This window comes from Pseudomonas sp. PWP3-1b2 (genome assembly GCF_049896045.1).
In the GTDB taxonomy this organism is placed as follows: Bacteria; Pseudomonadota; Gammaproteobacteria; order Pseudomonadales; family Pseudomonadaceae; genus Aquipseudomonas; species Aquipseudomonas antarctica_B.
Map to the genome: position 1 here is coordinate 1 of NZ_JAFCTN010000012.1, position 12,275 is coordinate 12,275.

Sequence of the window (12,275 nt, forward strand, 5' to 3'; positions counted from 1 at the left end):
GGGCTTTTTGGCGGGGGGCTAGCGGGCGGGGGCGGGTGGTGGGGGGGGGGGGGGGGGGGGGGGGGGGGGGCGGGGGGGGGGCGCCCCCCACTTCTCGTTGATCAACGGTTGAGGTAGACCGGGCTGTCGGTGGACAGCGAGGCTTTCACCGCGTGAGTCATGTCGGTGATCAACGCTTCTTCGCGGTCTTCGCTCAAGGCTTTCAGCGTGATCGCGACCACTTCCTGCGGCGTGCTTTTTGGCACCTGAATATCGGCCACCATGTCGGTGTCGATGTAGGCCGGGTGCACGCCAATCACCAGGGTGTTCTGCTCGCGCAATTCGCCGCGCAGGCCATTGGTCAGGCCCCACTGGGCGGATTTGGAGGTGCTGTAGCCGCCGGTACCCGGAGGGCTCAGCCAGCTCAATACCGAGAGAATATTGATCAGCGCGCCGCCACCTTGCGCGGCCAGGATCGGCGCGAAGGCACGTGTTACGCGCAGGGTGCCGAAGGTGTTCACTTCAAAGTGATGTTGCAGGTTCTCGATGCTGTCTTCAGCCAGCAGCGAACCGTATTTGAGGAAACCGGCATTGTTGATCAGCACACTGACGTCCGTGTACTGCTCGGCGGCGCGTTGCACGCTGGCCGCGTCGGTGATGTCCAGTGCAACCGGCGTGCTGCCAGGGATATTCACGCTGCCGGGGTCGCGCGCTGCGGCGTAGACCTTGGCAGCACCCGCTTCGAGCGCAGCGACTACAAATGCTTTGCCCAGGCCACGATTGGCGCCGGTGACCAGTACGACTTTCCCACGAATATCCATGATGCTCTCCACACGACGGGTTGGTTTAATAATGAAACTGTTTTTATCCTGCGCGTGCTGGTCCTATAATGCAACTTAATATTTCAGGCAGCCTGGAGGCCCGACGATGAAACGTAAATGCATGGAAGGTAATGTCTGCCCGGTGGCCCGCGCACTGGATGTGGTGGGGGATTGGTGGACGCTGTTGATCATCCGCGATGCTTTTTCCGGGGCGACGCGCTTCGGCGATTTCCAGAAAAATCTGGGCGTGGCAAAAAACATCCTCGCCACACGCCTCAAGGACATGGTCGAGCAAGGCCTGCTGCAAACCAGCGAAGTCGGTGCGCGCAGTGAATACCAACTGACCGACAAAGGCCGCGCGCTGATGCCCGTGCTGGTGACGCTGGCGCAGTGGGGCGAGGTGCATACCCAGCCCGAGGCCGAGGGCACCCGCGTGCTGGATGCGCGTTTTCTCAAGCCTTTGCGCAAGGTCGAAGTGTTTTCGGAAGATGGCCGGCTGCTCGGCATCGAAGATATTGTCACCCAGGCGCCAGTGGCTTGATGGGCCGCACGCGCTAGACTCCAGGGCAACGCCTGCCAGCATAAGGGACATCGCTTGAACGCCGACTTTGAGAGCAAGACCACGTTCCAGGGCCTGACCTTCAAGCTGTATCGCGGGGAGGGTGCGGCGTTGCTGGCGTTCGACCTCGCGCCAGACCTCGCCACTGCTGATTTTGTCGGCTTCAGCATCGAGGTGCGTTACCCCGGCGCCGACCAGTGGGGCGTGCTGCACAACCGCCTGCATTTTGACTACCCACCCACGCCCGAACAGCCGCGCAGCTTTCCCTCAACCGAGGCGCCGTTCCAGAAATTCCGCTGGATCCACGTGCCCAGCGAGATTCTCCCTGGCCTGTTCCGTTACCGCGTCACCGCCTGCTACATGGGCACCGACGGTACACTCACCAAGGGCGTCAGCCTGGAAAACCAGGTGTCGCTGGAAGCGCAAACCCTCAGCGGCTTTGTGAACATCGGCTTTACTCGCGGCTTCGCTTCATCCCAGGCCTACGGCGACCGTTTCAACAATGAAACGCGCATCCTGCCGCCCGCGGGCTCAGCACCGAGGGCCTATTTGGACCTGGACATGGCGCCGTTTCAAAGCAACTATGCCTGGCTGGGTTTCGAGGCGCGGCAGTTGATCCTGCAAGTGCTCGATCAAGTGGCGAACGACCCAGCACTGACCCTCGACGCGCTGATCTACGAAAGCAAGGAGCCGGACATCCTGCGCCGCCTCGAAGGCCTCGGCCCGCGCCTACGCGCGATCATTGATGACCATGGTGATCAGGGCGCCGCTGACAGCTGTGAAAGCCTCAGCGCCGCGCGCTTGACCGCCGCCGGGGCGCAGATCAAACGCCTGCATTTCTCCAGTCAGCAGCACAACAAAGTGTTGATCGTGCGCCGTGCCGGAGTGGCGATTCGGGTGCTCGGCGGCTCCACCAACTTTGCCTTGCGCGGCCTGTATATCCAGGCCAACAACGTGCTGCTGTTTGACGATGAAACCGTGGCCGGCAAGTTCGCCGAAGTCTTCGACGCCTATTGGGCAGCGCCCACGACCTTTCGCAAAAACCCACTGTCGCAACAGTGGTGGGTGGTGCGCGACCAGCCGGGCTCGAAAGTTTCGTTGTGCTTCGCGCCCCACGCTGACAGCGCGCTGTCGCTTGACCCGATCGCCACCAGCATCGAACAGGCCAGCAGTTCGGTGCTGTATTCCATCGTCTTCCTGAATTTGATCAACGGCAAAGTGCGTGACGCCCTCGACGCGCTGATGCAGCGAGCGTTGTTCTCCTACGGCGTGGCGCAACGCACCGGCAAACTGGCGGTGCGCAAACCGGACGGCTCAGTGGGGCTGTTGCCGTTCAGCTACCTGGCGAACAACGCGCCGGCGCCGTTCAAGGCGGAATGGTCGGGGAATGCGGGGAACATGGTGCACAACAAGTTTGTGGTCACCGATTTCAATGGCGACAACCCCACGGTGTACACCGGCTCATCCAACCTGGCCGGCGGCGGCGAGAAAAACAACGGCGATCATCTGATCCGCATCGAAGACCGCAAGATCGCCGTGGTGTACGCCATTGAAGCGTTACGCCTGTTCGACCATTTCCACTTTCGCTTCAATGCCAGCAAGCCCGGCGCCCTGCAAACCTTGCGCCTGGCCAAACCGCCGACGGCGGGGGAGAAGACCTGGTTCGACGCTTATTACAGCCCCGGCCATGTGAAAGCGCGGGACCGTGAGTTGTTCGTCAAATAGACAAGATCAACCATTCAGCGGTGTGCTGCCAGCGTCGGTAATGCTGGCCATGGTGTCGGCGATGACTTCAGCACACACAATGAGCGAGGGTGATTTTCTTCAATACCCCGCGCGGGGTGCCCTTTACCGTAGCCTCATTGTCATTCGCTCGATTAAAAAGGAACTGCAATGAGCGCTCTTCTTTCCATGGCCGCCTTCGCGCTGGCTACTTCCATCACCCCCGGCCCCGTCAACGTGGTCGCCCTCAGCGCGGGTGCGCGTTTTGGTTTTGTGGCCAGCCAGAAACACGTCGCCGGCGCGGCGGTCGGCTTTACCTTGTTGCTGGTACTGATCGGCCTGGGCCTGCATGAGGTGCTGGTGCGCTGGCCGCTCCTTACGCAGTTGATCCAGTGGGGCGGGGTGGTTTTCCTGCTGTACATGGCCTGCAAGCTTGCAGTGGACGATGGCCGGCTCGACGCCGAGGGCACGCCAACCGCGCCGTCGATGCTGTATGGCGCGGTCATGCAATGGCTCAACCCGAAAGCGTGGCTGGCCTGCGTGGCGGGGATGGGTTTGTTTGTGGCCGAGGGTGATGCGCGCCAGGTGTGGCTGTTTGCGGCGCTCTACCTGGTGATCTGCTACCTGTCGGTGGCGTGCTGGGCCTACGCGGGTACTTTTTTGCGGCGCTACTTGAGCAACCCCCGGGGCGTGCGTGTGTTCAACCGTTCAATGGCCGCGTTGCTGGTGGCCAGTGTGGGTTATTTGCTGATGGCTTGAGCACTTCGCGGTACTGCCCTGGCGTGGCGGCGAAATGCTGTTTGAAGGCGCGTTGAAAATGCGCCTGGTCAGCGAACCCAGCGGCCAGGGCCACGTCGGCGATAGGCTCGCCATTGCGCAACTGGGTGCGCGCAAACTGCACGCGCTGGTTCACCAGGAAGGCGTGGGGCGTCAAACCGTAATACAGCTTGAATGCGCGTATCAGGTAAGACGGTGACAGCTCGGCCGCCAGGCAAATATCCTCCAGCTTCAACGCCTGTGTGCACTGCTCGCGGATGTACTCGGCGGCGCGCTCCAGCTTGCTGTTGACCTCACGCGGCGGCCTCTCGGCCGGGTTCAGGCGCTGCTGCACGTCACTGAAATAACTCACCAGCGCGCTCTGTTTTTGCAGGTGCTCGGCGTGTTCATCGACCAATACCCGGTACAACGCCAATAGCCCGAGATAAAGCCCTTCGTCGCGGGTATACGGCGTGTTGAAAGGCCGATACCCCTGATCGGTGCTGAAGCCCAACTGGTGCTGCAAGTCGGTCAGCCAAGCGGTGTCGAGGTAGAGCATCTGATAGGACCACAGCTGGTCGCGCAGGGGGTTGCAGGCGTGCACATCGCCGGGGTTCATCAGCACCACCGTGCCGGCGCTGATCTCGTAGGTCTGCGCGCCGTAGCTGTAATAGCTGCAACCGGCGGTGACTGCACCGATGGAAAAATGCTCGTGAGCGTGCCGGCTGTAGGTGACCTTGCGCCCGTCGGCGATGGTGCGCGCCTCGATAAACGGCAACGCAGGGTCGCGCCAGAAATTTGGGGCCGTAGGGCTGATCGACAAGGTCATGGTGAGGCGCTCCGTCAAGGTTGCAGCGCTAGAGTCCTGCATAAGGGGCGGATGTTCAAGGTAAACGCCACTGCGCAAAATCAGCGTTGCAGCACACCGCGAAACGTCGCGCTCAATGCACGCAGCGTTTCGCGCGAACGCGCGTCGCTGATCCGGCTGTAGAGCACCACTTCACTCACGGGCAATACGGGCAAACCGTAGCGCTCGCTGACGTCCACCGCCCCGGCTGGCGCCACACGGTGGGCGAGGGCAGCGACGCCTAATCCGGCGCTGACCGCCGCGCCCACCGCCATCACGCCGCCCCCCACAAACACTTCAGTCCAATCGATGCACGCCTCGTCCAGCGCCCAGGTCGCCAAGTGGCGCACGCCACAGGGCGCAGCCATGGTCGCCATGCGCAATGGGGCTTTGGGGTTGTGCAGCCACGTCGGCGCCGCGAACCAGCCAAAGCGCTCTACCGCCAGCACCTCGCCGTCCTGGCGGTCGCCCTCGTTGCGCACGATCACCGCGTCCAGCTCGTTGCGATCGAAGGCGCCGACCAGGTCGCGGGACGAGGCGATACGCACTTCAAGGATCACCAACGGATCGTACGCCGCCAAGCGACTGAGCCACAGCGGCAGGTCTGGCCCGGCCACGTGGTCGCTGATGCCGATGACCAACCGTCGCGGGGCGTGGGTGCCCATGTCTCCCAGCGCGCGTTCGTGGGCATTGAGCAACGCGCGAGCGGCGACGATAAAGTGCTCGCCCTGTGGCGACAGCCGCACATGACGCGGCGTGCGTTCGAGCAGGCGATAACCGAGGCGGTCCTCCAGGCGTTTAAGCTTGAGGCTGATGGCGGCCTGTGAGGTATCAAGCGCCTCGGCTGCGCGGGTGAAGCTGGCGAAATCTGCCACCAGCACGAAGGCCTGCACGGTGTCGATGTCCAGCGGTTTGAGTGCATCAGTCATATCAAATCCTTATTGCACTTATATCGGCTGATATCTTGTTGAAATCATCGGCGCTGCGCAAGCTGCACTCTCAATGTGCACGGGAGTTTTGTCATGTTTGCCAAACAGTATTCACACCGCCTGCCAGCCGACTACGACATGGGCGTGATTCGCCGCCGCGTCGCACAGTTGGGGCCGTTGTGGGATCACGCCGACGGGTTGCTGTTCAAGGCGTTTATCGCCCAGGAGAGCGGGGGCAACGTGTACGCGTCGGTGTACCTGTGGTCCGACCCGTTGCAGGCTGCCGATTTTTTGCTTGGCGAGCGGTTTCAGAAAGTGCTCGACAGTTTTGGTCGCCCGCATGTCGAGAGCTGGTTGCCACTGGAGGTCAGGCGTGGCCCGGCGCAGCGCGCGTTGAGTTTGTATCGGGAGGAGTGGCCGCTGGAGCCCGGGGCGGATCGGGCGGCGATGGTGGCCGCAGCAACAGCGCGCAATCAGCAGTTGGCGCAGAGCAGCGATACCTTCGCGGTGTTTCTGGCGTTGGACGTGCAGGCATGGCGCTTGATTCGAATCACCTTGTCGGCCGAGGCGCTGGACGTGCAGCATCCGGGGACGGGCTATCAGGTGTGGTACCTGGCCCATCCGGGAATTTAGCGTTTAACCGGTTGGCCACAGCAGCCAGCTTACTGTTTCATGTTCGTTGTAACATGCTGAACACGTCGCGGGTTCACGCTGAATGCGCGTCGAAACAGAGTGAGTTGTGATGCTGGCGACCCGTTTGACCCTGATTTGCCATGCCACCACGCCCCTTCAAAAACAGGGGCGTTTTCCCGATGACGAATCCGTCACGATAAATGGGCAAGACGCGGCCTTATCCTTGGCGCATCGCTACAAGAAAGGCCTGCGGCTGATGTGCGCGCCTGAGGCCCGAGCACGCCAGACGGCAGCCCTGTTCGGCGACGGGGCAGAGGTCGTGGATGCGCTGCGAGATGGCAATTTCGGCGCCTGGAAAGGTCAGGCCATCCGTGATCTGGACAGCGATGCCGTGGTGGCCTGGCTGGCCGACAGCGCCTGTGCGCCTCACGGTGGCGAGTCGGTGGATCAGCTTTGCGCACGCGTGGGGCAGTGGATGAAGAGCCTGGAATCCCAACCGGGCCACGTGGTGGCGGTGACCCATCCCTTTGTGATTCGCGCCGCAATGCTGTACGTCATGCAGTTTCCTGTATCGATGTTCTACCGGATCGACGTCGAGCCGCTGTCCGCCACCGAGCTACGCTTCAACAACGTGTGGCGTCTGCGCCTGGAAACTTACGCCTGAGCGCGCGAACATGGCAAAATTCACGCCCCGCAATGAGAGCAACCCATGAAACGCATCCTGATCATCGGCATTGGCGCCGGCAACCCTGACTACATCACGATGCAGGCCGTGAAGGCGTTGAACCGCACCGACGTGTTTTTCCTGATGGACAAGGGCCAGAGCAAAGACAAGCTGATCGACCTGCGCCGCGAGATCTGCGACACCTACATCACTGAGCCCGGCTACCGTTTCGTCGAGGCCGAGTGCCCCGAGCGGGTGCGTGGCGATATCGACTACACCACCGCCGTGCAGGACCTGAACCGCGACAAGCAGCAGACTTTCGAACGCATGATCAACGAGGAAATGGCTGACGGTGAAGTGGGCGCTTTCCTGGCGTGGGGCGACCCTGCGTTGTACGACAGCACGATTCGCATCCTGCAGGCGATACTTGCCAGTGGCCGCTGTGAGTTCGAGTTCGACGTGATCCCCGGTATCACCAGCGTGCAGGCCCTGGCCGCCCAGCATAAGGTGCCGCTGAACCGCATTGGTCGCTCCGTCGAAATCACCACCGGGCGCCGTTTGGCGGCGGGGCAGGCGAGTGATGCGGACACCTTGGTGGTGATGCTCGACGCCGAAGATTCCTATCGCACCGTGGCTGATCAGGATTTGGATATCTATTGGGGCGCCTACCTGGGTACGCCGGATGAAATCCTCATCAGCGGCAAGGTCGCTGATGTGGCCGAAGAAATTCAACGGGTGCGCAAGGCGGCGCGCCTGGAAAATGGTTGGATCATGGACACTTATCTGTTGCGCAAACCCTGAGGTAGCTTCCCCATGCTCAAACTGTTTGCCCTGGCGCTGACGTTGTTGGCCGGCGCCGCCCATGCCGATTCCACGTTGCACACTGACTTGCCGCTGTCGTACCTGGAGCAAACCCAAAGCGATGCACGAAACCAGCCGCTGGTGATTTTCCTGCACGGGTTTGGCAGTAACGAGGAAGACTTGTTTGGCATCAAGGATTCGCTGCCGTCGACCTGGACTTACCTCTCGGCGCGTGCGCCGATGCCCGTGGCCCCGAGTGGTTATCGCTGGTTTGCCAAGACGGCGGGTGAGGGCGATTACAACGGTGAGACTGCCGACTTGCAGCGTAGCGCCAAGTTGATTGAAGCCTTTGTGACGCAGGCGACTGCCAAATACCACACGCAAAGTGACCGGGTGTTTTTGGTGGGGTTCAGTCAGGGCGCGATCATGTCGTATGAGGTGGGCTTGAGGCAGCCAGCGTTAGTGCGCGGGATCGCGGCGTTGAGTGGCAGCATTTTGCCGGTGCTCAAGGCCGAGCTGAAACCTCAAACGTCATTGGACCAGCTGGCGATCTTTATCGGCCATGGCACATCTGACCAGGCGCTGCCGTATGCGTCGGCGACGCGGGCGAATGAGGTATTGACGGGTCTGGGGTTGAAGCCCGAGTTTCACGGCTATCCAGGGATGCCGCATACCGTGAGTGACGCAGAAGTGCAGGACCTGAAGGCGTGGCTGGAGAAAAGCCTGAAGTGAATGTGGTTGAAAGTGTGGGAGCTGGCTTGCCTGCGATGGCATCTACAGGGTGTGCCTGACGTACCGAGGTGTAAGCATCGCAGGCAAGCCAGCTCCCACAGAAAAGCGGACCTGGTGAAGCTGTTGAGGTCTTGCTCGGTCAAAAGTGTGGGAGCGGGCTTGCTCGCGAATGCGGTGTATCAGCCAACTCATCCATCAACTGACCCACCGCATTCGCGAGCAAGCCCGCTCCCACAGTGGATCTCCATTTTGTCTGGGAGACCGCAATCTGCTCTAGAAAAAACAGCGCTTTTGATTCAACCACTCAGGTCGGCTATTAGGCCGCCGTGCTCTTGCTTTTGATCTCAGACGCCCCGACAGCACCCATACCAGATCACTTGCCCCCAGTAATCTGCTTCACCAACTCAGCATGCCCCTTCACGTCATCCGCCCGGGAAATCGCCTGGATCACCAGCAAATGATTCCCCGAGCCACCCAAAAAGGTCGAATTCAAAGTCTTGCCACCACCCTGCGTCGCAGTGCTGTCCACCTGACGCAAACCGAGGCCTTTAAAGGTCAATTTCTTCTCACCCTGTTTCTTGAAATCAGGCAGCGCGGCACTCTGATCCTTGACGAAATCCGCCACCGCGCCATCAAGAAATTGCGGGTCATTGTCTTTGATAGTCGCCCCATCGTTACGCTGCGTTTCAGCGACGATCACCACACTTTTCGTGGTCGCGTTGGCGTACAGCGTGCCCTGAGTGTCAGCGGTGCCATCATCCGCCTTGCCAGAGGGCAGGGCGTCGGCGGTGTAGGCCTTGGGCAAATTGAAGGTGAACTTGCCGCCCAAGGTGGAGATGGTCTGATCCGTCGACTTGGTGGCCGCAAACACGCTGCCGGCGGCGAGCGCGAGGGCCATTAGGACGGCGGTCTTGGTGAAATTAGCCATGAAACGCTCCAGTGATGAACGAAATTGCGCCGTATTCTGTCAGAAAACTCTCAACCTCGTTCATCCGCAGGGTTACACCTTGTCGGACTCCTCCTCAAGCCGGTCCATCTCAAACAGCCGCGCCAGTTCCGTCCGCGCTTCCTGGGCGGTTTGCATGACCTTGGCGGCGTCGTCGTACACCGCGTGTTGGGCGGCGAGCACTTGCAAGTCGTGGTTCTTGAATCGGGTGATGCGCGCATCGGCCTGTGCCTGGCTCAAACCGAGGCCGACCAGGGTGCGGCGGCTCATTTCCAGGCTGGAGTAGAAGGTCTCGCGCACCGGTGAAGCATCCAGGTCGACCAGGCGGTGAACGTGCTGGCGGTTACGCGCGCGGGCGATGATTTTCATGTGCGGGTAGAGGGTGCGCACCAGCTCGGCGGTCTTGATGTTGATCTCCGGGTCGTCCATGGCGATGACGAAAAACTCCGCCTGATCGACCTTGGCCGCGTGGAGGATTTCCTGGCGCTGGGGGTCGCCGTAGAACACCGGCATGCCGCCGAAGCTGCGGGTCAGTTCAATGGTTTCCACCGAGGTGTCCAAGGCGATAAACGAGATGTTTTGCGCGCGCAGTATCCGCGCGACGATCTGGCCCATACGGCCCATGCCCGCGATCACCACGCGTGGCGCGTCGCTCTCGATGGTGCGGTATTCCTCGGGCACTTCCACGGGTTTGACCTTGGGCTTGAACAGCTTCGGGCACACCAGCAACAGCAGCGGGGTGACGGCCATCGACAGAGTAATGGTCAGCACCAGAATGTCGTAAAGGTGCGGTTCGAACAGGCCCTGATCGCGGCCGATCTTGAACACCACAAAGGCAAATTCACCGCCCGCCGCCAGCACCACGCCCAGGCGCAGCGCACTTTCGCGATTAAGATCGCCCACCATTCGGCCCACAGCGTAGAGCAGCGGCAATTTCAAGCCGATCAACAGCAGCGTCAGTCCGATGACGACCAACGGCGAGCTGAGCAACAGGCTGAGGTTGGCGCCCATGCCCACACTGATAAAAAACAGCCCAAGCAACAGGCCCTTGAACGGTTCGATCTGGGATTCCAGCTCGTGGCGGTATTCCGAATCCGCCAGCAGCAACCCGGCGAGGAACGCGCCGAGGGCCATGGACACACCCACCAGTTCCATCAGCCACGCCGTGCCGATCACCACCAGCAATGCGGTGGCGGTGGACACTTCGCGCAGGCCGGTCTTGGCGACAATGCGAAACACCGGCCGCAACAGGTAGCGCCCGCCGATGATCACCACGGCAATGCTGCCGAGGATCTGCAGCACATGCTGCATGCCCTGGGCTTCGGTGGTCGGGTGATCGCTGCCGGCCAGCAGCGGCACCATGGCGATCAGCGGGATTGCCGCGATGTCCTGAAACAGCAAAATCGCAAAGGCCAGCCGCCCATGAGGCTTGTTCAGTTCCTTGCGCTCGGCCAGGCTTTGCAAGCCAAACGCAGTGGAAGAGAGCGCCAGGCCCAGGCCCAGCACAATCGCGCTGTTCCATGATTGGCCAAACAGCCACAGCGCCACCACGCCCATCACAATACCGGTGAGTAACACTTGGGCCAGGCCAACGCCAAACACCGCCTTGCGCATCACCCATAAACGTTTGGGTGACAGTTCCAGGCCGATTACAAACAGCAATAACACCACGCCCAGTTCAGAGAACTGCGCGACGCTTTGCGGGTTGCCCACCAGGCCCAATACCGAGGGGCCGATGATCACGCCAGCAAACAGATAGCCAAGCACCGCACCCAGTTGCAGGCGCTTGGCCAACGGCACGGTGAGCACGGCGGCCAGCAGAAAAACCACCGCTGCTTGTAACAGGTTCCCTTCATGGGGCATTGCGAACTCCAGGCTCTTTAAAGCAAATCTTCAAGGCGCTATTAGAGCGCTTTTTTACATTTGGAAACTTGTATTTTTGACGCGACAGCCAGGCGATGGTGGCTGTAATCCCAAGCTCACTTGGTTTCTGATCAAAAACGAGCGCCTTTAAACCGCCTGAAAGGGCGTTTTTTTTTCCGGAAACATTTTTTATAAATACTCGACGGTTAACGCAACCGCGGAATGTATTGCTCTCTGATCACGCTGAAGAATGTACAAACAATTTCCCCCGAAACCCGCCTGGCGGTAACGCCAATACTGATCCTAAATTATGCCCTTGAGTTTATATTCCTTGGGTGGCATATTTGCATGGTGTGGGACATTGAGTACACGGATGAATTCGGAGACTGGTGGGGTAGTCTGGATGCAAAGGAGCAATCCTCGGTGTCCGCCAGCGTTGATTTGTTGGGGCTTTTAGGACCGGGCCTGCGCTATCCCCACAGCAGCGATATCAAAGGCTCGCGCCATGGCAACCTGCGAGAACTGCGAATACAGCACGCCGGGCGACCCTATCGAGTGTTGTATGCGTTCGACCCCCGACGGTGTGCGGTTCTGCTGATGGGGGGCGACAAAACCGCACAACACCGATGGTACGAACAGCAGGTCCCGATAGCAGAAAAGCTGTACGACCTACATTTGAAAATATTGCGTAAAGAGGGCCGACACCATGGCTAAAAAATTCGCTGAGCTTCAAGCGCGTATGACACCCGAATCGCGGGCGGACGCCGAGCAGATATTCCAGCAGCACCTAAAACAAATGCCGCTGCATGAGCTGCGCAAGGCGCAACAGTTAAGTCAGGAAAGCCTGGCCAAGGCGTTGAACATCAACCAGGCGGCGGTCTCGAAAATGGAGCGCCGCACCGACATGTACATCAGCACATTGCGTGACTACATCCGCGCCATGGGCGGTGAGCTGGAAATCATCGCGACGTTCCCGGATGGTCAGGTCAAGATCGACAACTTCGCGTCCTAACGGCGTATGGG

14 protein-coding genes are annotated in these 12,275 nt (G+C 60.4%); 9 read left to right on the forward strand and 5 right to left on the reverse strand.

Going from position 1 to position 12,275, the window contains the following annotated elements; genetic code table 11:
- Positions 1-101 precede the first annotated feature (101 nt).
- Positions 102-800, reverse strand: a complete 699-nt coding sequence (locus tag ACP7A2_RS10310) for an SDR family oxidoreductase (RefSeq protein ID WP_426134108.1) — start codon at positions 798-800, stop codon at positions 102-104.
- 106 nt (positions 801-906) lie between these two features.
- On the opposite strand from ACP7A2_RS10310, the gene ACP7A2_RS10315 reads away from it, so the two are divergent.
- The 3 genes from ACP7A2_RS10315 (at position 907) to ACP7A2_RS10325 (ending at position 3,840) form a co-directional block, all read left to right on the forward strand.
- Positions 907-1,341: a winged helix-turn-helix transcriptional regulator gene (locus ACP7A2_RS10315; protein WP_426134109.1), complete on the forward strand. Its 435-nt coding sequence runs from the start codon at positions 907-909 to the stop codon at positions 1,339-1,341.
- A gap of 54 nt (positions 1,342-1,395) precedes the next feature.
- Positions 1,396-3,084 carry a phospholipase D-like domain-containing protein gene (locus ACP7A2_RS10320; protein WP_426134110.1) on the forward strand — a complete coding sequence of 563 codons (1,689 nt, stop codon included), beginning with the start codon at positions 1,396-1,398 and terminating at the stop codon, positions 3,082-3,084.
- A 168-nt stretch (positions 3,085-3,252) separates the two neighbouring features.
- Positions 3,253-3,840: a LysE family translocator gene (locus ACP7A2_RS10325; protein ID WP_426134111.1), complete on the forward strand. Its 588-nt coding sequence runs from the start codon at positions 3,253-3,255 to the stop codon at positions 3,838-3,840.
- Here the strand turns inward: ACP7A2_RS10325 and ACP7A2_RS10330 are convergent.
- Both ACP7A2_RS10330 and ACP7A2_RS10335 read right to left on the reverse strand, forming a co-directional pair.
- Positions 3,782-4,666 (reverse strand): helix-turn-helix domain-containing protein, encoded by an 885-nt coding sequence (locus ACP7A2_RS10330; protein WP_426134112.1) that lies wholly within the window; start codon positions 4,664-4,666, stop codon positions 3,782-3,784. The genes ACP7A2_RS10325 and ACP7A2_RS10330 overlap by 59 nt on opposite strands.
- Before the next feature lie 80 nt (positions 4,667-4,746).
- Complete coding sequence (locus tag ACP7A2_RS10335; RefSeq protein WP_426134113.1) at positions 4,747-5,613, reverse strand: LysR family transcriptional regulator; 867 nt, start codon at positions 5,611-5,613, stop codon at positions 4,747-4,749.
- A gap of 93 nt (positions 5,614-5,706) precedes the next feature.
- On the opposite strand from ACP7A2_RS10335, the gene ACP7A2_RS10340 reads away from it, so the two are divergent.
- From ACP7A2_RS10340 to ACP7A2_RS10355, 4 genes are all read left to right on the forward strand, one after another.
- Complete coding sequence (locus ACP7A2_RS10340) at positions 5,707-6,246, forward strand: DUF4865 family protein (RefSeq protein ID WP_426134114.1); 540 nt, start codon at positions 5,707-5,709, stop codon at positions 6,244-6,246.
- A 109-nt stretch (positions 6,247-6,355) separates the two neighbouring features.
- Entirely contained in the window at positions 6,356-6,910 is a 555-nt protein-coding gene (locus tag ACP7A2_RS10345; RefSeq protein ID WP_426134115.1) for a histidine phosphatase family protein, read from the forward strand.
- Between the two features lie 45 nt (positions 6,911-6,955).
- Positions 6,956-7,711 carry a precorrin-6A synthase (deacetylating) gene (cobF, locus tag ACP7A2_RS10350; protein WP_375068530.1) on the forward strand — a complete coding sequence of 252 codons (756 nt, stop codon included), beginning with the start codon at positions 6,956-6,958 and terminating at the stop codon, positions 7,709-7,711.
- A gap of 12 nt (positions 7,712-7,723) precedes the next feature.
- On the forward strand, positions 7,724-8,443 hold the full coding sequence (locus ACP7A2_RS10355; protein ID WP_426134116.1) for an alpha/beta hydrolase: 720 nt from the start codon (positions 7,724-7,726) through the stop codon (positions 8,441-8,443).
- Between the two features lie 373 nt (positions 8,444-8,816).
- On the opposite strand, the gene ACP7A2_RS10360 is transcribed toward ACP7A2_RS10355, so the two are convergent.
- On the reverse strand, positions 8,817-9,371 hold the full coding sequence (locus tag ACP7A2_RS10360) for a hypothetical protein (protein WP_426134117.1): 555 nt from the start codon (positions 9,369-9,371) through the stop codon (positions 8,817-8,819).
- A 72-nt stretch (positions 9,372-9,443) separates the two neighbouring features.
- A complete protein-coding gene (locus ACP7A2_RS10365) occupies positions 9,444-11,252 on the reverse strand; it encodes a monovalent cation:proton antiporter-2 (CPA2) family protein (RefSeq protein ID WP_375068524.1) in 1,809 nt (602 codons plus the stop codon).
- 348 nt (positions 11,253-11,600) lie between these two features.
- Here ACP7A2_RS10365 and ACP7A2_RS10370 point away from each other — a divergent pair, with 348 nt between their 5' ends.
- Entirely contained in the window at positions 11,601-11,966 is a 366-nt protein-coding gene (locus tag ACP7A2_RS10370; protein ID WP_426134188.1) for a type II toxin-antitoxin system RelE/ParE family toxin, read from the forward strand.
- Positions 11,959-12,264, forward strand: a complete 306-nt coding sequence (locus ACP7A2_RS10375; RefSeq protein WP_348060469.1) for an XRE family transcriptional regulator — start codon at positions 11,959-11,961, stop codon at positions 12,262-12,264. The genes ACP7A2_RS10370 and ACP7A2_RS10375 overlap by 8 nt, the downstream gene beginning before the upstream one ends.
- Positions 12,265-12,275: the final 11 nt, after the last annotated feature.

Bases quoted from the DNA above. Each gene is read 5' to 3' on its own strand.
- ACP7A2_RS10310 (WP_426134108.1), bottom strand. From the start codon at position 800: ATGGATATTCGTGGGAAAGTCGTACTGGTCACCGGCGCCAATCGTGGC.
- ACP7A2_RS10315 (WP_426134109.1), top strand. From the start codon at position 907: ATGAAACGTAAATGCATGGAAGGTAATGTCTGCCCGGTGGCCCGCGCA.
- ACP7A2_RS10325 (WP_426134111.1), top strand. From the start codon at position 3,253: ATGAGCGCTCTTCTTTCCATGGCCGCCTTCGCGCTGGCTACTTCCATC.
- ACP7A2_RS10330 (WP_426134112.1), bottom strand. From the start codon at position 4,666: ATGACCTTGTCGATCAGCCCTACGGCCCCAAATTTCTGGCGCGACCCT.
- ACP7A2_RS10335 (WP_426134113.1), bottom strand. From the start codon at position 5,613: ATGACTGATGCACTCAAACCGCTGGACATCGACACCGTGCAGGCCTTC.
- ACP7A2_RS10340 (WP_426134114.1), top strand. From the start codon at position 5,707: ATGTTTGCCAAACAGTATTCACACCGCCTGCCAGCCGACTACGACATG.
- ACP7A2_RS10345 (WP_426134115.1), top strand. From the start codon at position 6,356: ATGCTGGCGACCCGTTTGACCCTGATTTGCCATGCCACCACGCCCCTT.
- cobF (WP_375068530.1), top strand. From the start codon at position 6,956: ATGAAACGCATCCTGATCATCGGCATTGGCGCCGGCAACCCTGACTAC.
- ACP7A2_RS10355 (WP_426134116.1), top strand. From the start codon at position 7,724: ATGCTCAAACTGTTTGCCCTGGCGCTGACGTTGTTGGCCGGCGCCGCC.
- ACP7A2_RS10360 (WP_426134117.1), bottom strand. From the start codon at position 9,371: ATGGCTAATTTCACCAAGACCGCCGTCCTAATGGCCCTCGCGCTCGCC.
- ACP7A2_RS10365 (WP_375068524.1), bottom strand. From the start codon at position 11,252: ATGCCCCATGAAGGGAACCTGTTACAAGCAGCGGTGGTTTTTCTGCTG.
- ACP7A2_RS10370 (WP_426134188.1), top strand. From the start codon at position 11,601: ATGGTGTGGGACATTGAGTACACGGATGAATTCGGAGACTGGTGGGGT.
- ACP7A2_RS10375 (WP_348060469.1), top strand. From the start codon at position 11,959: ATGGCTAAAAAATTCGCTGAGCTTCAAGCGCGTATGACACCCGAATCG.